This window comes from Anaeromyxobacter dehalogenans 2CP-C, from assembly GCF_000013385.1.
Taxonomy (GTDB): Bacteria; Myxococcota; Myxococcia; order Myxococcales; family Anaeromyxobacteraceae; genus Anaeromyxobacter; species Anaeromyxobacter dehalogenans_B.
The window spans coordinates 4,447,771-4,466,884 of the sequence record NC_007760.1 but is presented as its reverse complement, the minus strand read 5'-3'; the positions used below and the strand labels follow the sequence as shown (position 1 = coordinate 4,466,884).

Annotated in this window: 8 protein-coding genes and 1 pseudogene; 4 read left to right on the top strand and 5 right to left on the bottom strand. The window is 76.3% G+C overall.

Annotation, left to right across the window (positions count from 1 at the left end; translation table 11 throughout):
* Positions 1-167 precede the first annotated feature (167 nt).
* The gene (locus ADEH_RS20055) at positions 168-812 is read right to left on the bottom strand and encodes an HD domain-containing protein (protein WP_041453727.1); all 645 of its coding nucleotides are present in this window, start codon (positions 810-812) and stop codon (positions 168-170) included.
* Between the two features lie 215 nt (positions 813-1,027).
* Complete coding sequence (locus ADEH_RS20050; RefSeq protein WP_011422926.1) at positions 1,028-1,435, bottom strand: SEC-C metal-binding domain-containing protein; 408 nt, start codon at positions 1,433-1,435, stop codon at positions 1,028-1,030.
* A 174-nt stretch (positions 1,436-1,609) separates the two neighbouring features.
* Between ADEH_RS20050 and ADEH_RS20045 the strand changes: the two genes are divergently transcribed.
* Complete coding sequence (locus tag ADEH_RS20045; protein WP_011422925.1) at positions 1,610-1,933, top strand: hypothetical protein; 324 nt, start codon at positions 1,610-1,612, stop codon at positions 1,931-1,933.
* Positions 1,934-2,130: 197 nt separating this feature from the next.
* Here ADEH_RS20045 and ADEH_RS20040 read toward each other — a convergent pair whose 3' ends face one another.
* Positions 2,131-5,466, bottom strand: a complete 3,336-nt coding sequence (locus tag ADEH_RS20040; protein WP_011422924.1) for a UvrD-helicase domain-containing protein — start codon at positions 5,464-5,466, stop codon at positions 2,131-2,133.
* Complete coding sequence (locus tag ADEH_RS20035) at positions 5,463-8,789, bottom strand: PD-(D/E)XK nuclease family protein (RefSeq protein ID WP_041453726.1); 3,327 nt, start codon at positions 8,787-8,789, stop codon at positions 5,463-5,465. Before ADEH_RS20035 ends, ADEH_RS20040 begins: the two co-directional genes overlap by 4 nt.
* A 251-nt stretch (positions 8,790-9,040) precedes the next feature.
* Between ADEH_RS20035 and ADEH_RS20030 the strand changes: the two are divergent.
* Positions 9,041-13,281, top strand: a pseudogene (locus ADEH_RS20030) (Lhr family helicase).
* Positions 13,282-13,294: 13 nt separating this feature from the next.
* Here the strand turns inward: ADEH_RS20030 and ADEH_RS20025 are convergent.
* Positions 13,295-14,398, bottom strand: a complete 1,104-nt coding sequence (locus ADEH_RS20025; RefSeq protein WP_011422922.1) for a hypothetical protein — start codon at positions 14,396-14,398, stop codon at positions 13,295-13,297.
* A gap of 399 nt (positions 14,399-14,797) precedes the next feature.
* On the opposite strand from ADEH_RS20025, the gene ADEH_RS20020 reads away from it, so the two are divergent.
* Together ADEH_RS20020 and ADEH_RS20015 are read left to right on the top strand one after the other, a co-directional pair.
* Positions 14,798-15,811 carry an efflux RND transporter periplasmic adaptor subunit gene (locus ADEH_RS20020; protein ID WP_011422921.1) on the top strand — a complete coding sequence of 338 codons (1,014 nt, stop codon included), beginning with the start codon at positions 14,798-14,800 and terminating at the stop codon, positions 15,809-15,811.
* Entirely contained in the window at positions 15,808-19,113 is a 3,306-nt protein-coding gene (locus tag ADEH_RS20015) for an efflux RND transporter permease subunit (protein WP_011422920.1), read from the top strand. The genes ADEH_RS20020 and ADEH_RS20015 overlap by 4 nt, the downstream gene beginning before the upstream one ends.
* The last annotated feature ends 1 nt before the right edge of the window (position 19,114 follow it).

Sequence of the window (19,114 nt, the reverse complement as noted above, 5' to 3'; positions counted from 1 at the left end):
CGCGGCGAACGTTAGCAGGATCACTCCGCGTCGAAGCGGAGGCCGGTCGGGGTGCTCCGAGCGTACCAGCACGGAATGTCGCAGGCGGCCCGCGCGACGGCCCGGAGGAGGGAGCGACGCAGGCTGGACGCGCGCGACTGTGGTGAGGCCCGATCGCTCGCGCGTGCTCAGGCCTGGATCGACGACAGCGCCAGGCAGCCGAACTCCTCCGCGAGCGCGACGCGGTCGTCCACCTCGCAGTCCACCGCAGCGTTCGCCATCTCCTCGAGCGTGGCCTCGAGCGCGACCGCGATGCTGCCGACGCCGGCGCGCGCCAGGGTGGCCGCGAGCGCCGCGTAGTACCAGAGGGATCCGTTGCGGCCGCCCGCCAGGCGCGACCAGGCCTCCGAGCCGCGGGTGCGCAGGTCGGTGACGATGGCGCGCGCGTCGTCGAGCTTGTCGGCCGCCACCACCAGCAGCACGTCGCGGGGCTTGCTGGCGAGGCGCGCGAGGTAGGCCTCCTTGCGCGCGCGCCAGCCCGGCTCGGCGCTGTCGAACGCGTCGCGACAGCCCGCCACCAGGTCCGCCACGCGGGCGCCGAACGCCTCGCGGAGGGTCTCGAGCTTGGCCCGCGCGTCCCCGTCCGCTGCAACCCCGTGCAGCAGCGCGGCGATGGCCTGGTCCTCGTCGCCCCCGAAGTGCAGCACGTTCGCCGCCGCACCCAGCAGGTGCGTCAGGTACGGGGCGCCCGAGCCCGGCCGCTCCTGCGTCGCGTGGAGCTCGTGTGCCTTCGCCACGGCGGAGATGAAGCGCTGCGTGAGGGGAACGTTCACCGATGCCTCCGGTCCAGTGGCCCAGCGCCAACACGAGTAAGACACGCCGCAGCGGATGTCAGTCACATGATCCCCGCGGGTGCGTCGCGAACCACCGGGAAACCAGGGGCGCAGTGGGTGGCCCGCGCGGGCGCGCGCGAACGCTGCGCGCCGGACCCACACCGCGGGCTCGGGCGTCCGCGGCGCGCCCGGTCACCCAGGGTGAACGACGCCCGTCAGCGCGCCGCCCGCTCGTCCTCGGCGAGGTGGCACTTCTTGTACTTGCGGCCGCTGCCGCACCGGCACGGGTCGTTGCGGCCGGGCCGCAGGGCGCGGGCGACTCGCGATGGCAGCGCGGCGGGGGAGGGGACGGCGGAGGGATCGAACGGGACGAGCAGCTTCGCCCCCTCCTCGAAGGCCGCGTCGATCCCCGCCTGCTGCTCGGCGGTGACGGTCCCGCCCGAGGCGCGGATCGCGCCGGCGAGCCGGGCGAGATCCTGCCACGCGCAGAGCGCGCAGTCCGCGATGGGAGCGCGCAGGAGCCGGTCGAGCATGCGAGACAGGACGTGGACGGCGCGCGGGTCGTCGGGGCCGGCGCAGCGTTCGAGCTCGGCGAGGAGCGCTTCCAGCGACGGGTCGGTCATGACGGCCTCCGTGGGTTCGGGTTGGGTCCGCCGCGCGGACCGTGTGTCCGCGCGGTGGACCCACCGCCGGCGCCGAGGCCGCAACCGGAGCCACGGGCCGTCGGTGGAGAGGTCCCTCAGCAAGGGGCGTGCGCGCGGGAGGCGATGTCGGATGCGCGGGGTATGGGTGAGCGCATGCCCCGCCGCCCTCGCGCCCTCCGCGACGCCATGGCCGAACGCCCGCAGACGCCGTACCTGCCGGACGGGCGCCTCGATCCGAAGGAGTGGGAGATCGCCTGCACCGCCTGCAACGCGCTCCAGCTGGCGGTGCTCCCCGGCGAGCCGTGGTTCGTGAAGGCGCGCCCGGTCGAGGTGCGCGGGCAGGGCGTCGAGCTCGAGGTGGTGGTGCGCTGGCTCTCGCCCGAGGTCGTCGAGAAGGTGCCGGATCGGGTGGACGGCTACCTCGTCGAGATGGTGCTCGAGTCCGAGCTCGCCCACGACGAGCACACGCTGCACTGACCGCGGCCCCGGGCCTCGACGAGCTCACCTCGAGCGTCCCTCGACGCCGCGCGGCTGGGGCCGCGCCGCTCACCTTGAGCGTAGGCGAGCCGAAGGCTCGCCGGAGTCGAAGGCTCGCCGGAGTCGAAGGCTCGCCGGAGTCGAAGGGTCGGGATGAGCGGCGTCGGAGCCGAAGGCTCGAGAAAGGCGGACGCCGCCTACACCCAGCGGAGCCCGCCGTCGGCGGTGAACAGGAGGCCCGCGTCCACCGCGCCCTCCCGCGCCACGCCGAGGGCGACCAGGATCCGCGCGTAGCCCCGCACCTGCTCCACGTAGGCCGCGTGCGACGCGTGCACGTCGCCGGCGGGCGGCGCGTCGGTCTTGAAGTCCACCACCACGACGCGGCCGTCGCGGACGCCGAGGAGGTCCACGTACCCCTGCACGAGCTTCCCGTCCGCCGCGTGCGCCACCGGGTACTCGAGCTGGAGCTCCGGCCCCGGCGCGCGGCGCAGCCCGGCCCGCTCCAGGGCGGCGAGCGCGCGGACGACGTCCTCGGCGGCCTCGGTCCGCCGCTCCGAGAGGCCGGTGGCCGCGGCAGCCCGCGCCACGGCGGCAGTGGGCGCGAGCGCCGGGCCACGCAGCGCGAGGCCGATGGCGAGGTGGACCGTGTCGCCGAACACGCGGCCGTGACGGCTCTGGCGCTCCGGCCTGGGCGGGCCCGCCTCGCCCGGCCGCTCCGCCGCCTCGGTGCGCGCGTGCGCCTCGCCGGTCACCGAGCCGGGCGCGAAGCGCGGCCGCGCGGCCTCGGCGATGGCGGACCGCCACGGCGTCCTCACCTCGGCGGCGAGCGCCGAGCCGTCGGTCGCCGGCCGCGGCGCGGGGGCGGGGAGCTCGCCGGCCCAGGCCGGCTCCGCGCCGATCGCGTACGGCGCGAGCGTCTCCACCGGCGCCGCCGGCTCGCCGGACACGAGCCGGCCGGTGATCCGCTCGGGATCCGGCTCGCCGGCGACCGGCAGGACCAGCAGGTCGCGCGCGCGGGTCGCGGCCACGTAGACGAGGCGCAGCCGCTCGGCGTCGAGGTAGCGCTTCTCGCGGCCGGCCACCTCGCCGCCCTCCGGCTCCTCCCACTCGAGCCCGTCGAGCGCGACCGCCCAGGCCTCGCCGGTCCGGTCCACCACGAACGGCGCGCGCACGTCGCGGGCGGCCAGGTTCGCGCACCCGTCCCAGAGGACGACGATCGGGAACTCGAGGCCCTTCGCCTGGTGCACGGTGAGGATCTGCACCGCGTCGGTCCCGACCGGGCGCGGCGGATCGAGCTGGACCGCGTCGTCCACCCACGCGCGCAGGCGCGCGGTGGCCGCGTCGTAGTCGAGCCCCTCGGCGGCGACCGCCTCGAGCACGAGGCAGAGCTCGCGGAGCGCCTCGAGCCGCTGCGCGCCGTTCGGTCCGAGCGCGGCCGCGCGGCCGAACGCGGTCCGCTCCAGCAGGTCGCGGGCGGTCGCCCCCGGCGGCCGGTCCAGCCGGGTCCGGCGGAGCTCGCGCACGACCTCCTGCGCCGCGCGCGCGCGGAGCACGCCCGGGTGCGTGGACGCCGGGTCGGCGGCGCGGGCCCGGGCGAGGTCGTCGTGGTCCACCGCGAAGAACGGTGGCCGCAGCAGCGCCGCCTGCGCGATCCCGTCGTCGCGATCCGCGAGCGCCCGCAGGCCGAGCAGGAACTGCTGGTGGAGCGGATCCGCGAGGAACAGCGTCCCGCCCCGCGCGGCGTACGGCACGCCCAGCCGGTCCAGCTCCGGGAACAGGAGCGGCAGGTTGACGGTGGCGGTGACGAGCACGGCGACGTCGCCATAGCCAGCCGGCCGGGGCGCGCCCGTGGCCGGGTCCACGATGATCCGCTTCTTCCCCTCGACCAGCCACCGGAGCCACGCCGCGAGCGCCTTCGCCTCGGTGGCGCGCAGCTCGGGCTTCCTGCCGGACTCCGCCGCGAGCGGCAGCACCTGCACGGCGCAGGGTGCACCACCGTCCCGGCCCGCGAGCAGCGGCTCGTTCGCCACCGTCCCGGCCCCCGGGTCGAACACCGGCGCGTCCCCGGCGGCCTTCCCGAGCACGCCGTCGAACGTCCCGTTCAGCCACCGGACCAGCGCCGGCTCGCAGCGGAAGTTGGCCTTCAGCTTCGCGACCACGTGCGGGCCGCGCTCGACGATGGCCCGCACCGCCGCGTACACGCCGATGTCGGCGCGGCGGAAGCGGTAGATCGACTGCTTCGGGTCGCCGACGATGGTGAGCTTGCCCGGCACGAGGCGGACGTCGCGCCAGTCCGACGCGACCGCGCCCTGCTCGCAGAGGTACAGGACCACCTCGGCCTGGAGCGGATCGGTGTCCTGGAACTCGTCCACCATCACGTGGTCGAACAGCGCCTGGTACTCGGCGCGCACCGCGCGATCGCGCTGGAGGAGGTCGCGCAGCTCGAGCAGCAGGTCGAGCTGGTCCACCGCCCGGTGGCGCGCCTTCACGCGCTCGTACATCGCCACCACCGCGGGCGCGGCGGCGACGAGCCGGCGCGCGAGCCAGCGGGCGAACGGGCGCAGCAGGTCTTCGCGGAGCGAGCCCTCGCGGAGCGCCTTCTTGCCGTCGTCGCCGAGGAACGCCTTGTAGAGCGCCCAGCCCGCGCGGTCGTCCGCGAAGTCCGCCTTCATCGCGAGCTTCCGGTGCGGCGCGCACCGCAGCAGCTCCTTCAGGACGAGGACCGGGTCCTCCTCCTCGCGGATCCGCTCGATCCGCCGCCGCGTGGCGGCGACCCACCGCGAGCCCGCGCCGTCGCCGCTCGAGCCCGCGGCGTACCCGAGGAGCTCGTCCGCCAGCTCGCGGAACTTCGCCAGGTCGGGCCGCCGCGCGGCCGGGACGACCGGCGGGACGTCGCGCGTGTGCACCAGGGCCTCGACGAGGCAATCGAGGCCCGGGACGACGCCGTGGTCGTGCACGCGCCGCTCGGCGCGGACGCCCGCGCGCAGCGCGTCGAGGAACGCCGACTGCGCCGCCGCAGCGACCGTCGGGTCGAGGTCGGGGAGCTCGTCCGCGAGCGTGCCCGCCTCGACCGCGTGCAGGAACGCCGCGAACGCCTCGTCCACGAGCGGCGCGTCGTCCTCCACGATGTCGTAGGACGGGGAGAGCCGCGCCTCCACCGGCCGGAGCCGCAGGAGCCGGTCGGCGAACGAGTGGATGGTGCCCACGTGCGCCGTGTCGAGCGCGGAGAGCGCGTCGGCGAGCCGCCGCCGCCGGAGCTCCGTGAGGTCGGCCCGCGCGAGCGCGCGCAGCAGGGCCTCGCGGATGCGGAGCCGCAGCTCGCCCGCGGCCTTGCGCGTGAACGTGACCGCCGCGATGCGCCCGAGCGGGAGCGCGGGCCCGTCGTCCTCGGGCGCGACGCGCTCCACCAGCCGCGCCACGAGCAGGGTGGTCTTGCCGGTCCCGGCGCCGGCGTCGGCGATGACGTTCTCGTCGCGGGCGTGGATGGCCCGATCCCGGTCGGCCTGGTCCGGTGCGGGCTTCCGCGGGCTCATTCCTCGTCCCCCTCGTCCAGCTTCAGCGCGCGGAAGCGCGCGAGCGGCCCGTCCTCGACGTCCGCGAGCGCCTCGCGGGCGCGCCGGGCCGCGCCGCTGCCGCAGACCACGTGGAACGGGCAGTAGGTGCAGTCGCCCTCGTCGGCGCTCGGCGGGAACCACCGCGCGGCGAGGAGGTGCGCCGCCGTCGCGAGCCACTCCGCCGTCGCCTGCTCGAGCGCGCCCGCGTCCGCGCGGAACGCGCGCTCCTCGACCTCGCCCCGGCCGCTCGCGTACGCGTAGGCGCCGTGGACCTTCGCGGGCGTGCCCCACCGCCTCGCGAGCTTCCGCGCCGCGAGCTGGTACAGGCCGAGCTGCACGTCGCGGAGCGCGGTGGGACCGGCCTCGCTCCCGGCGCGCGGGTGCGCCTTGCCGGACTTGAGGTCGCGCACCAGCGTCACGCCGTCCTCGGCGTCCACGCGGTCGATGTAGCCATGGACGTGCAGCGTCTCGCCGTCGGCCTCCACCGAGAGCGGCGCCTCGGGGGTGCCGAACGGCAGCTCGACGCCGACGAAGCGGCGCGGGCCGCCCTTCCAGTCGTAGGCCAGGAACTCGCGGAGCGCGTCGTGCAGCCGCTCGCGCTCCTTGAGGCGGACGCCCTCGCCGACGAGCGGGTACTCGGAGAGCAGCCCGTCGAACGCGCGGTCCGCGACGCCGCGCGCGAGCTCCAGCCACCTCGCGAGCCTGCCCTCGCGGCGCGAGAACGCCGCCCCGTGCTCCCGGTAGAACAGCTCGACCACGCGGTGGAGCAGGCTCCCGAACGAGAGCGGGTCGAGCTCGCGGAGCGAGGGCGCCGAGGCGGGCTCGTCCCAGCCGAGGATGCGGCGCATGAGGAACAGGCGCGGGCACTGCAGGAGCTGACCGAGCGCGGAGGCGGAGATGGGGCGCTCCGGCGCGATGCCCGGGACCGGCGGGAACGGGCCGCCGCGGTCGAAGATGCCGTCTGAGGGGCCGAGCGGGCCGCTGGGCGCGCGGAGCGCGGCGAGGCGCGCGAGGTCCACCACCGGCGTGCCCGTCCACTCCGGCGGGAGCGCGGGGGCGGTGCGGGCGACGCGGTCGAGCCAGCTCGCGTCGGAGATCGGGTGCGCGTCGCGGAAGCGCGCGGCGGCGCTCGCCGCCGGCCGGAACGCGTCGCGACGGAGGGCGGCGCCGTCCGGGACCGCCTCGGCGGGCGCGCCGGTCGCCGCGTGCGGGCGCGCGAGCGCGGCCGCCGCGTCGATGAAGATGGCGCCCGGCTCGCGCTCGGTGCGGGCGAGATCGACGCGCGGGGCGGAGAGCGCGACCGCGTCCCGGGCGCCGCGCACCGCGGCCACGAGCGCGTGGGCCTGGGCGGCCACGCGATCCTCGGCGCGCCGGAGCACGCGGTCGGGCGCGCCGCGCTCGAGCTGCTCGCGGAGCGCCCCCGGCACGACCGGATCCTCGCGGGGCTGCGACGGCAGCACGCCCTCGCAGAGCCCGACGATCCGCACCGCGCCGAACGAGACCCCCGCGGCGCCGGCCACCGTGCCGACGTACACGGCGGGCTCGCCGAACCGCCCCTGCGCCACGCGGAGGCCGAGCAACTGGTCCTCGACGACCTGGAGCGCGTCGTCGCCCGAGAGCGCCTTGCCGAGGCTGCCCGCGCACGCCGGCGCGAGGGCCTCCACGAGCCGCGCCGGGAGCGCGGCGCCCTCGCCCGGGGCGAGCAGGCAGCGCGTGAGGAAGCCCCCGAGCACATCCCCGATCGCCGCGAGCGGCGCGCCCTCGACGACCGCGCGGGCGACGCCCACCAGCGCGTCGAGCGCGGGCCGGATCGCGCGCAGGCTCCCGAGCGTGCGCTCGAGCCGCCAGCGCTCCCGCTCCGCGGAGTCGTCGTCCGCGTGGACCTGCGCGAGCGCCGCCTCCAGCTCGCCCGCCCTGGCCGCGGCCCGGCCCGACCAGGCGAGCGCGCCGGCCGGGTGCGCCGGGTTGCCGCCGACGATCCCCAGGCCGAACGCGAGCTCCATCGCCTCGCCGTGGGTGAGGTGCGTGCGGTCGCCGTCCACGACGCCCTCGAGCCGGAGCGCGGGCAGCACCGGCGCCAGCGTCTCGGCGGAGAGGTGCGAGCGGAGCGCGCGCACGACCGCGAGGATGCGGGCGCCCGCCGCGGTCGAGATCGCCGGCAGGCCGCCCGCGACGAACACCGGGAGCGGCCCACCGTCGAACGGCAGGCGCGCGAGCCGGTCGGCCACGAGCCCCGCCAGCGGATCCTGGTCGGGCACGAGGACCGCGATCTCCTCGAGCGGCCGCCGCGCCTCGAGCACCTGGCGCGCGACCCACAGCGCGGTCGCCTCCAGCTCCGCCTCCACGCCCGCGTGCTCCTCGAGGTCCACCGTCCCGTCCGGCCCGCCGCTGCGCGGGCGCGCCGGATCGGCGAGCACCGCCGCGTCGGCGAGCAGGTAGGTGGCGAGGAGGTCGCGCTCGGTCACTCGCCCCGCTGGTGATGACCCTGGTCCTCCCGCTCGTGGTGAGCCCGTCGAGCCACGAGCGGGAGTCCGGACCGCGCGGTCCCGGTCTTCCTCCGCTCGTGGTGAGCCTGTCGAACCACGAGCGGCGAGCGCGCTCCGCGCCTCCGCACCAAAGAGCCGCTCCACCCGCTCCAGGTGCCGCTCGCCTGCCGGCCTGTCCGTCTGCACCGCGAGCCGCACGCCCGGGATGGCGCGGAGGAACCGCGCCTCGACCGCGTCCGCGTGCCCCGAGGCGAGCGCGAGCGTCGGCCCGTGGAACGGCCACGCCCCCGCATCGCGGGCGAGCAGGGCCGCGGCCTCGCGGAAGATCCGGGCGGAGGAGAAGGACGTCCCCGCGCCGTCCTCGACGCGCGACCAGAGCCGCGCGAGGTCGCGCGCGGCGGCCGGCTCGGCCGGGAGATCCCTCGGAGCGAGGCCCGCCGCCTCGAGGTCCCCGATGGCGCCCGCGAACGCCTCGTCCCAGCCGCGCGTCGTGCGGAGCAGGTCGAGGTCGAAGTGCTCGAGCGGCAGGTCCTCGTGGAAGAGCGCGAGGAGCCGGGCGGGACGGAGGGCGCCCTCGCCCGGCGTGAACGGGACGCCCGCCGCCTGGAGCACCTCGATGGCCGCCGTGAGCGGCCCGAGGAACCGGGTGCCCGCGAGCGCCGCGTCGCGCCCCGTCCGCGCCAGCTCCCGCCGCAGCGCGTGCGCGTGGCGCTCCGAGGGGACGAGGACCGTGCGCGCCGGCAGCGGGCCCGGCGCCGGCAGCGCCGCCACCGCGTCCGCCCAGTCGCCCAGCGTGTCGATGACGGTGACGTTCACGCGTGCCTCGAGGACCGATCGTACGGCCGGGGACCGACACGCGGGCGCCGCCCGGGCCCGCGTGGAAGGACACCCTAGCAGCCGGGCGGACAGGAGCCTTTGATCCCGGACGTCGGGTGAACGCGGCACGTGCGCTTCGTCCCGCACCACGGCCGTGTGGCGGCGCCAGCCGGCCGGTCCGCCCCTCGCTCGCTCGGGGGCCCGTCCACCGCCCGGCGGCGGCTCCGCCCGGGCCCCCTTAGATCCGCGGCGTGCTCGACACCTTCCACCCCGTCGTCCGCGCCTGGTTCGCCGGGCGCTTCGGCGACCCCACCGAGCCGCAGACGCTCGCCTGGCCCGAGATCGCCGCCCGCCGCGACGTGCTCCTCTCCGCGCCCACCGGCTCCGGCAAGACGCTCGCCGCGTTCCTCTCCGCCATCGACGGGCTCCTCCAGGACGGGCTCGCGGGCCGCCTGGAGGACGCGACGCGCGTCGTGTACGTGTCGCCGCTCCGCGCGCTCGGGAACGACATCGCCCGGAACCTCGAGGCGCCGCTCGCCGAGATCCGCGCCGCCGCGCTCGACGCCGGCCTCGCGCCGCCCGAGCTGCGCGTCGCGGTCCGCACCGGCGACACGCCCGCGTCCCGCCGCCGCAGCCTGCTGCTGCGCCCGCCGCACCTGCTCGTCACCACGCCCGAGTCGCTCTACCTGCTCCTCACCGGCGAGCGCGGCCGCGAGACGCTCGAGGGCGTGGAGACGGTGATCGTGGACGAGATCCACGCGCTCGCCGGCGACAGGCGCGGCGCGCACCTGGCGCTCTCGCTCGAGCGGCTCGAGGCGCTGACCCGCCGGCGGCCCCAGCGCATCGGCCTCTCCGCCACCGTGGAGCCGGTCGCCGAGGTGGCGCGGTTCCTGGTCGGCGCCGCGCGCGTCGGCCGCACCGGCCGGCCGCGCTGCTCGATCGTCGAGGTCGGCCGCCGGCGCGCGTTCGACCTCGCCGTCGAGGTCCCGCGCGACGAGCTGTCGTCGGTCGCCTCGAAGGAGCTGTGGGCCGAGACCTACGATCGCGTGGCCGAGATCGTGCGGGCGCACCGCTCGACGCTCGTGTTCGTCGGCACGCGCCGGCTCGCCGAGCGCGCCGCGCACGCGCTCGCCGAGCGGCTCGGGGAGGGCGAGGTGGCCGCGCACCACGGCAGCCTCTCGCGGACGCGCCGGCTCGCCGCCGAGGAGCGGCTGAAGGCCGGCGCACTGAAGGCGGTGGTCGCGACCGCCTCGCTCGAGCTCGGCATCGACGTCGGGGACGTGGACGTGGTGGTGCAGCTCGGCTCGCCCGGCGCGCTCGCCACCGGGCTCCAGCGCATCGGCCGCGCCGCGCACGTGAAGGGCGGGACGCCCAAGGGGCGCCTGTTCCCCATGAGCCGCGACGAGCTGGTCGAGTGCGCCGCGCTCGTCCGCGGCCTGCGCCGCGCGCGGCTCGAGCCCGTCGCCGTCCGCGACGCGCCGCTCGACGTCCTCGCGCAGCAGGTCGTCGCCGAGGCCGCCTGCGGCGCCATCCACGAGGACCGGCTGTTCGAGCTCTGCCGCCGCGCCTGGCCCTACCGCGCGCTCGCGCGCGAGGACTTCGACGCGGTGGTGCAGATGCTCTCCGAGGGCATCGCGACCTCCCGCGGCCGCGCCTCCGCGCTCCTCCACCGCGACGGCGTTAACCGGCGCGTGACCGGCCGGCGCGGCGCGCGCATCGCCGCGCTCACCGGCGGCGGGACCATCCCCGACACCGCGCAGTACGCCGTGGTGGCCGAGCCCGAGGGCGCCGTGGTCGGGCAGCTCGACGAGGACTTCGCGGTGGAGAGCATCGCCGGGGACATCTTCCTGCTCGGGACGACGTCGTGGCGCATCCGCCGCGTCGAGGCCGGCATCGTGCGCGTCGAGGACGCCCGCGGCGCGCCGCCCGGGGTGCCGTTCTGGAACGGCGAGGCGCCCGGGCGCAGCGGGGCGCTGTCCGCGGAGGTGTCCGCGCTGCGCGAGGAGCTCGAGCCCCGGCTCGCCGATCCCGCCGCCGCGGCCGCCTGGCTCGAGGCCGAGGCCGCGCTGCCCGCCGCCGGGGCGCGGCAGGTGGTGGAGTACCTCGCCGCCGGGCGCGCCATGCTCGGCGCGCTCCCCACGCAGCAGACGCTCGTCGCCGAGCGCTTCTTCGACGAGGCCGGCGGGATGCAGCTCGTCATCCACGCGCCGCTCGGCGCGCGCACCAACCGCGCGCTCGGGCTCGCGCTCCGCAAGCGCTTCTGCCGCACGTTCGACTTCGAGCTCCAGGCCGCCGCCACCGACGAGGGCGTGCTCCTCTCGCTCGGCCCGCAGCACGCGTTCCCGCTCGAGTCGATCTTCTCCTACGTCACGCCCGCGACGCTGGACGAGGTGCTCACCCAGGCCGTCCTCCAGGCGCCCATGTTCGGCGTGCGCTGGCGCTGGAACGCCACGCGCGCGCTCGCGATCCCGCGGCTGTTCAAGGGCAAGCGCATGCCCCCGCCCATCGCGCGGATGCGCGCCGACGATCTCCTCTCGGCGGTGTTCCCCGCGCAGACCGCCTGCCAGGACAACGCGCCCGGCGGGCCGATCGAGGTGCCCGATCACCCGCTCGTCCGCGAGACGCTCCGCGACTGCCTCGGCGAGGCCATGGACGCCGGCGCGCTCCGCGGCGTGCTCGAGCGGATCGCCGCCGGCGACATCCGGCTCGTCGCCGTGGACACGCCCGAGCCCTCGCCGCTCGCGCACGAGCTCCTGAACGCACGGCCGTGGGCCTACCTCGACGACGCGCCGCTCGAGGAGCGCCGCGCGCGGGCCGTCGCCGTCCGCCGCGCGCTCCCGCCCGCCGAGGCGGCCGCCGCCGGGGCGCTCGACCCCGCCGCCATCGAGGAGGTCGCGTCGCAGGTCTGGCCCGCCCCCGCGACGCCGACGAGGTCCACGACGCGCTGCTCGATCTCGTGCTCTTGCCCGCCGCCGAGGCCGCCGCCTGGGCGCCCTGGCTCGACGCCCTCGCCGCCGCCGGCCGGGCGCGGAGGGTGACGGACGGTGAACGGACGTGGTGGGTGGCGACCGAACGGCTCGGCGCGCTCCTGCTCGATTCGGCCCATCCGCTCACCCTGAGCGTAGGCCGCAACGCGGCCGGAGTCGAAGGGCGAGCGGCCCCCGCAACCGCCCCCGACCCCATGCTCGCCGTCCTCCGCGGCTGGATGACCCACCTCGGCCCCGTCACCGCCGCCCACCTCGCCGCGCGCATCGCCCTCCCGCTCGCAGCGACGGAGGCCGCCCTCGCCACCCTCGAGTCCCAGGGCCTCGTCCTGCGCGGCCAGTTCCTCCCCGGCGAGCCCTGGAGCCCCGACGCGCCCCACTGGTGCGAGCGCGGCGTCCTCGCGCGCATCCACCGCCTGACCATCGGCCGGCTCCGCCGCGAGATCGAGCCCGTCAGCGCCGCCGTGTTCCTGCGCTTCCTCGCGCGCTGGCAGCACGCCGCGCCCGGCGCGCGCCTCCACGGCACGCCCGGCCTGCTGGAGGTGATCGGCCAGCTCCAGGGCTTCCACGCCGCCGCCGGCGCCTGGGAGCGCGACCTCCTGCCCGCGCGCGTCCAGGGTTACGAGCCGCGCCTCCTCGACGCGCTGTGCGCGTCCGGCGAGGTCGCCTGGGGCCGGCTGCACGTCGCGCCGCCGCAGGACGGACTGCCCCCGAGGCGCCGCGGCGCGCCCACCCGCTCCGCGCCCGTGACGCTCGCGCTGCGAGAGGACCTCCCCTGGCTGCTCGAGGCCATCGCCGCCGGCGCAGAGCCGCCGCCGCTCGGCACCATCGCGACCGAGATCCTCGATGCGCTCGTGCGCCGCGGGGCGTCGTTCCTCGCCGAGCTCGCGAGGGCCGTCCAGACCGACGCCGGCGAGGCCGAGGAGGCGCTCTGGGAGCTCGTGTCCGGCGGGCGCGTCACCTGCGACGGCTTCGCCGGCCTCCGCGCGCTCGTGTCGCCGCCGCCCGGTCATCGCACCCGCCCCGCGGCCGCCGGCGGCCGCTGGGCGCTCCTGCGCGGCGGCCCGCCCGCGCCCGCATTCGACGCCGCCTTGCCCGAGGCCACGCTCGAGCCGCTCGCCCGCCAGTACCTGCGCCGCTACGGCGTCGTCTTCCGCGACCTCCTCGCCCGCGAGGCGCGCCCGCCGCCCTGGCGCGACCTCGTCCGCGTCTACCGCACGCTCGAGGCGCGAGGGGAGATCCGCGGCGGCCGCTTCGTCTCGGGGTTCAGCGGCGAGCAGTTCGCCGCGCCCGAGGCCGTGGACGCGCTCCGCGCCACGCGGCGGGAGGCGGCCGAGGACGCACCGCTGGAGCTCTCCGCCGCAGACCCGCTCAACCTCGCCGGCATCGTCACCCCCGGGCCGCGCATCCCGGCCGCGGCCGGCGGGCGGGTGGTGGTCGGGGGCGGAGTGCGGCGATCCGCAGACCTGGATGTCGCCGTGCTTCAGGCCGCAACCGGCGAGCGGTGAGCGCCGGAGATCCTCAGGGATTGGGCTGCTCGGGACGGACGGCCCTGAGTGCCTCGATCACGTCCGCGACTTTCGGTCCCCAGGTGTCGACATCGACGCCGGGCTGTTTGGCGAATTGATCAGGGACGCTCAATCGCTTCGCGAGCCCACGAAGAAGGGACTGCGCCTTGTCGGCCAGAGGGCTCCCGTACATCCAGAGGATGTTCAGCCAGAGCTTCCCATCTGTGAGCACCGTGAGCATTGCGCGGCCGCACGGGGACGGCAGCACGATGTTGAAGCTCCCGGTCGTCGCTCCGCGACCCCATCGGACGGTGTGCCCCGCGTCCTTTGCAGCATCGTAGACGGCACGAACCGCGGCAACCGATGCCGCAGGGAGGGAACTCGCGGCATCGAAGAAGAGGGCTTCGTCCCAGGCCTTCGGTGGCGGCTTGCTGCCGCTCTTGAGCTCGAGCGCCTCTGACGTGAGACCGAAGACACGTGGAATGTGCGTCGTATAGCCGGGGCCCGCGTATCGGATGACCTCGATGGCGAGGACTTCGGTGCGGGTCATGCCCTCGTTCAGGAACTCGACGATCTGCTGCAGCTCACGCGGAACCGAGTCTGCGAGGAAGATGAGCCGCATGTCACCGCTTCGAAGGTGCTCCTGAACTTTCGGCCAGAATGCTTCGGGCGCGACGTTTCCGGCCGCGAGGAACTCCTTCAGCGACTCCGACGGGTCGCGCTTGAGCTTGGCGCAGGTCGCCTGAAATCGTGCCTCGAGGAACGAGGTCGTCCAGAAGCGCGCGTGCGACGCGTAATCCAGCACCTGGCCTACCACTTCCCGTCGCAGCCTTGGGTCGCTCTGCCGTTTGACCTCCACGAGTGTCGGTATCGCGTCCTGATCGACGAACAGGTGGTCGAGCAACCATCGCTGGTCGCCATCTTCCGACTCCGCGAGGCCGATCTCCCTGCCGACGAGCAACCAGCGTCGGGCGTCGTCTCGGTCGATCTGCTCACCCGCGAGTAGTTCAGGATGGTGCTCCAGGAGTCCCTGGAACTCGTCCTCCGAGTCATAGGAGCTAGGCTCGAGTCGCACGGACCTGCCGTCGGCATGGATCAGGTAGATGGGGTCGGCCATGTGGTCTGCTCACGAAAGGTGCATCGCCAATGCCGTACCGTGGAGGCTCGAAGGGTCGCGCAGAGTGTACCTGGTTCACCGACATCCCGATGCGCGTGAAGCGGCCTCGTGACCGTCGCCCTGGCGCCTGCTTCGTAGCCCGGCGGGACCCCGAGCGGGCGCGCCACGGTTCGGCCGCTCGCGGCCGGGGACGAACTCTCGTCGCGCCGGCGTCGCCTCGCGCCGGCGGCGAGATCTCGCCTGAGCCCGATCCGGGGCGCCGTCGCACTGGGACCGCTGCAGGACGCGCGTTTCCGCGTCGCGCCGCGGATGGTCCGGCCGCTGCAATCCGACCCGGCACGCACGAGGCCCGCGCACGGCCGCAGCCCGCCGCCGGCGCCGCCCTCGGAGGAGTGAACCATGCATCGCCTCGTCTCGACCCTCCTGACCCTGGCCCTTCCCGCGGTGCTGGCCGACCCCGGGCTCGCGCCCGCCGAACCCAACACGCCCGCGGCCGTCGCGCGCGTGCGCGTCGTGAAGGCCTCGCCCGCCGAGGGCACGCGCTGGGTGGCCGGCAGCCTCGCGGCGGTGCGCCGGGCCGTCGTCTCGACGCGGATGGCGGCCGCGGTCCGCTCGATGGAGGTGCAGGAGGGCGCGCGCGTCCGCGCCGGCGACGTGCTCGTGCGGCTGTCCGACGACGACGTGCGCGCGCAGCTCGCCGCCGCGAGGGCCGCGCTCTCGACCGCGTCCGCGCAGGAGCGCCGGATGGCGGACCTCGCGCCGGTGGGCGCGGCGACGGTGATGGAGCTGGACCAGGCGCGGGCGCAACGGGCGCAGGCCGAGGCGGCGGTCTCCGCGGCGCGGGCGGCCCTCGGGTACACCGAGCTCCGCGCCCCGTTCGCCGGCACCGTGCAGGCCCGCCGCGTCAACGCCGGGGATCTGGTCGGCCCGGGCCAGCCGCTCCTCGAGCTGGAGGGGAGCGAGCTGGAGGTGGTCGCGAGTCTCTCCGAGGACGAGGCGCGCGGGCTCGGCATCGGCCAGGAGCTCCGCTTCGAGGCGAACGGCGAGGCGGGCGCGGCGCAGGTGACGGCGCTCGCCGGCGGCGGCGATCCGCTGTCGCACCGGCGGACGCTGCGCGCCCGCGTGCTGCGTGGGGCGGGCCTGGCGAGCGGGACGTTCGCGCGCCTCGCGCTCCCGGCCGGCGCCGCGACGCCGCGCCGTGGCGTGTGGGTCCCGCGCACCGCGCTCGTCGAGCGCGGCGACCTCACCGGCGTCTTCGTCGCGAGCGGCGGGCGGGCGCAGCTCCGCTGGCTCGCGCTCGGGGAGGGCGCCGGCGATCGCGTGCCGGTGCGCGCCGGCCTCTCCGCCGAGGACGCGGTGATCGACCGGCCGGACGCGCTGCGCGACGGGCAGCGGATCGAGGTGGCGCCATGACGACCTCCGGACCCCGGCTCGGCCTCCCGGGCCGGCTCGCGCGCGCCTTCCTCCACAGCAAGCTGACCCCGCTCCTGGTCGTCGCGTCGCTCGCGCTCGGCGTCGCCGCCGTGATGCTCACGCCGCGCGAGGAGGAGCCGCAGATCGTGGTCCCGCTCGTGGACGTGCTGGTGCCGTTCCCGGGCGCCACCGCGCGCGAGGTGGAGAGCCAGCTCACCACGCCGCTCGAGCGGCGGCTGTGGGGGCTCCCCGGCGTCGAGTACCTCTACTCCACCTCCATGCCCTCCGCCGCCCTCGTCACCGTGCGCTTCAAGGTGAACGAGCCGCTCGAGCCCAGCCTGGTGAAGGTCCACCACGAGCTGCACGCGCACCCGGAGCTCCTGCCCGCCGGCGCGCTCCCGCCGGTGGTGCGCGCGCTCGGCATCGACGACGTCCCGTTCCTGACGCTCACCCTGCACGGCGAGCCGCTCCCCGCCGGGCAGCTCCGCACCCTCGGCGAGGAGGTCGCGCGCGAGCTCGCGGCCGTCCCGGAGACGGCGCAGGTCCGCGTGCTGGGCGGCGCGCGCCGGGTGGTCCGGGTCGAGCCGCAGCCCGACCGGCTGCGCACGCTGGGCGTGTCGATCGCCGAGCTGCAGCCCGCCCTCGCCGCCGCGCAGGGGCAGCTCCCCGCCGGCGCGCTGGTGGACGCCGGCGCGCGCGTCCAGGTGGAGGCGGACGGGTTCGTGCGCTCCGCGCGAGACCTGCGGCGCGTGGTGGTGGCGGTGCGCGGCGACCGGCCCGTCTACCTCGAGGACGTGGCGCGGGTGACCGACGGCCCCGAGCCCGAGCCCGCCGTCGTCCTCATGGCGGAGCGGGGAAAGGCGGGATTCGAGCAGGCCGTCTCCATCGCGCTCGCGAAGCGCCCCGGCGCGAACGCGCCCGAGGTGGCGCGGGCCGTCGAGCGCAAGGTGGCGGCGCTGCGCGGCGGGCTCATCCCGGCGCCGGTGAAGGCCACCGTCACCCGCAACTACGGCGACACCGCGGAGGAGAAGTCGAACGAGCTCATCGAGCACCTGCTGCTCGCGACGCTCTCCGTCGTCGCGCTCATCGCGCTCGCCATGGGCTGGCGCTCCGCGCTGGTGGTGGGGGTCGCGATCCCGGTGACGCTCGCGCTGACGCTGCTGCCCACCTACCTCCTCGGCTACACGCTCAACCGCGTCACGCTGTTCGCGCTCATCTTCTCGATCGGCATCCTCGTGGACGACGCCATCGTGGTGGTCGAGAACATCCACCGGCACCTGCACCTGCCCGGCCCCCGGCGCGGCCTCGTCCGCACCGTCGTGGACGCGGTGGACGAGGTCGGGAACCCCACCATCCTCGCCACGTTCGCCGTCATCGCCGCCATCGTGCCCATGGCGTTCGTGCGCGGCCCCTCCGGCCCGTACATGCGGCCCATCCCCGTGGGCGCGAGCGCCGCCATGCTCATCTCGCTCGCCATCGCGTTCGTGATCAGCCCGTGGGCCGCCCGGAAGGTCTTCCGCGAGGAGGCGGAGGGCGCCAGGGCCGTGACCGCGCCGCTCCGCGGGCCCGCGCCGGAGACGCTCCCCACGCGGCTCTACCGCCGCGTCATCGGCACGCTCCTCACCCGCGCCTGGTCGCGCTGGGCCTTCCTCGCGCTCGTGCTGCTGCTCCTCGCCGGCGCCGTGTCGCTGGTGGCGTTCGGGGCCATCCAGGTGAAGATGCTGCCCTTCGACAACAAGCGCGAGCTGCAGGTGCAGCTCGACCTCCCCGCCGGCACCGCGCGCGAGGAGGCGCTCGCCGCCGGCCAGGCGCTGGCGCGCCGCGTGCTCGAGGAGCCCGAGGTGAAGGACGTCCAGGTCCACTCGGGCGTGGCCGCGCCGTTCACCTTCGTCGGCATGGTGCGCCACAGCTTCCTCCGCGAGGGCGCCGAGCAGGTGGACCTGCAGGTGAACCTCGTGCCGAAGGGCGAGCGCAAGGCGCAGAGCCACGCCGTCGCGACGCGCCTCCGCCCCGCGCTGGAGGCCATCGCCTGGCCGCGCGGCGGCCGGCTCAAGATCGTGGAGATCCCGCCCGGCCCGCCCGTGCTCGACACGCTCGTCGCCGAGGTGTACGGCCCGTCCGCGGCGGAGCGCGACCGGCTCGCCGGCGAGGTGCTCGCCGCGTTCCGCGCGACCCGCGGCGTGGTGGACGTGGACTCGTCGCTCGCGCCGACGTCGCCGCGGCTGACGCTGCGCCTCGACGCCGAGAAGGCCGCGCTCCACGGCGTCGCGCCCGCCGCCGTGATCCAGACGCTCGCCGCCGCCGGCGCCGGTGCGTCGCTCGGGAGCTTCCACGTCGAGCGCGGCGCCGCGCAGGTGCCGGTGGTGCTCCAGCTCGCGCCCGCGCAGCGCGCGCGCGTGGACGACCTGCTCCAGCTCACCGTGCCCGGGCGCGGCGGCCCCGTGCCGCTCTCGGAGCTGGTCCGCGCGGAGGAGGGGAGGGTGGACCCGCCCGTCTTCCACGAGAACCTCATGCCCGTCGCCTACGTGTTCGGCGATCTCGCCGGCGAGATCGAGAGCCCCGTCTACGCGCTCGCCCAGCTGAACCGCAGGCTCGACGCGCTCCGCGGCAACGGCGGCGAGGTCGTGCCGCGCCTCGGCTTCGCCCACCCCGACTCGACCGAGCGGCCAGTCATCAAGTGGGACGGCGAGTGGCACATCACGCTGGAGGTGTTCCGCGATCTCGGCATCGCCTTCGCGGTCGTGCTCGTGGTGATCTACTTCCTGGTGGTCGGCTGGTTCCAGAGCCTCGCCGTGCCCTGGGTGATCCTCGTCCCCATCCCGCTCTCGCTCATCGGCATCCTGCCCGCGCACCTCGGGCTCGGCGCGTTCTTCACCGCGACCAGCATGATCGGCTTCATCGCCGGCGCCGGCATCATCGTGCGCAACAGCATCATCCTCGTGGACTTCATCGAGCTGAAGCTGCGCGAGGGCATGCCGCTCGCCGCCGCCGTCGAGGAGGCCGGCGTGGTGCGGTTCCGGCCCATGCTCCTCACCGCCGCCGCCGTGCTCGTCGGGAGCGCCGTGATGCTCGCCGACCCCATCTTCCAGGGCCTCGCCGTCAGCCTCATGGCCGGCGAGGTGGCGGCGACGCTGCTCTCGCGGCTCGCCGTCCCGGTCCTCTACTTCCTCGTCGCGCGCCGCGGCCGGGCCGCCCAGCTCCGGCGCGAGGGCGCCGCCGAGCGAGCGCGACGCGGCGACGTGGCGGAGGGGCCGGCGCACGCCGGGGTCGCACCCGTGGCGCTGGAGGGCAGTGGGTCGTGAC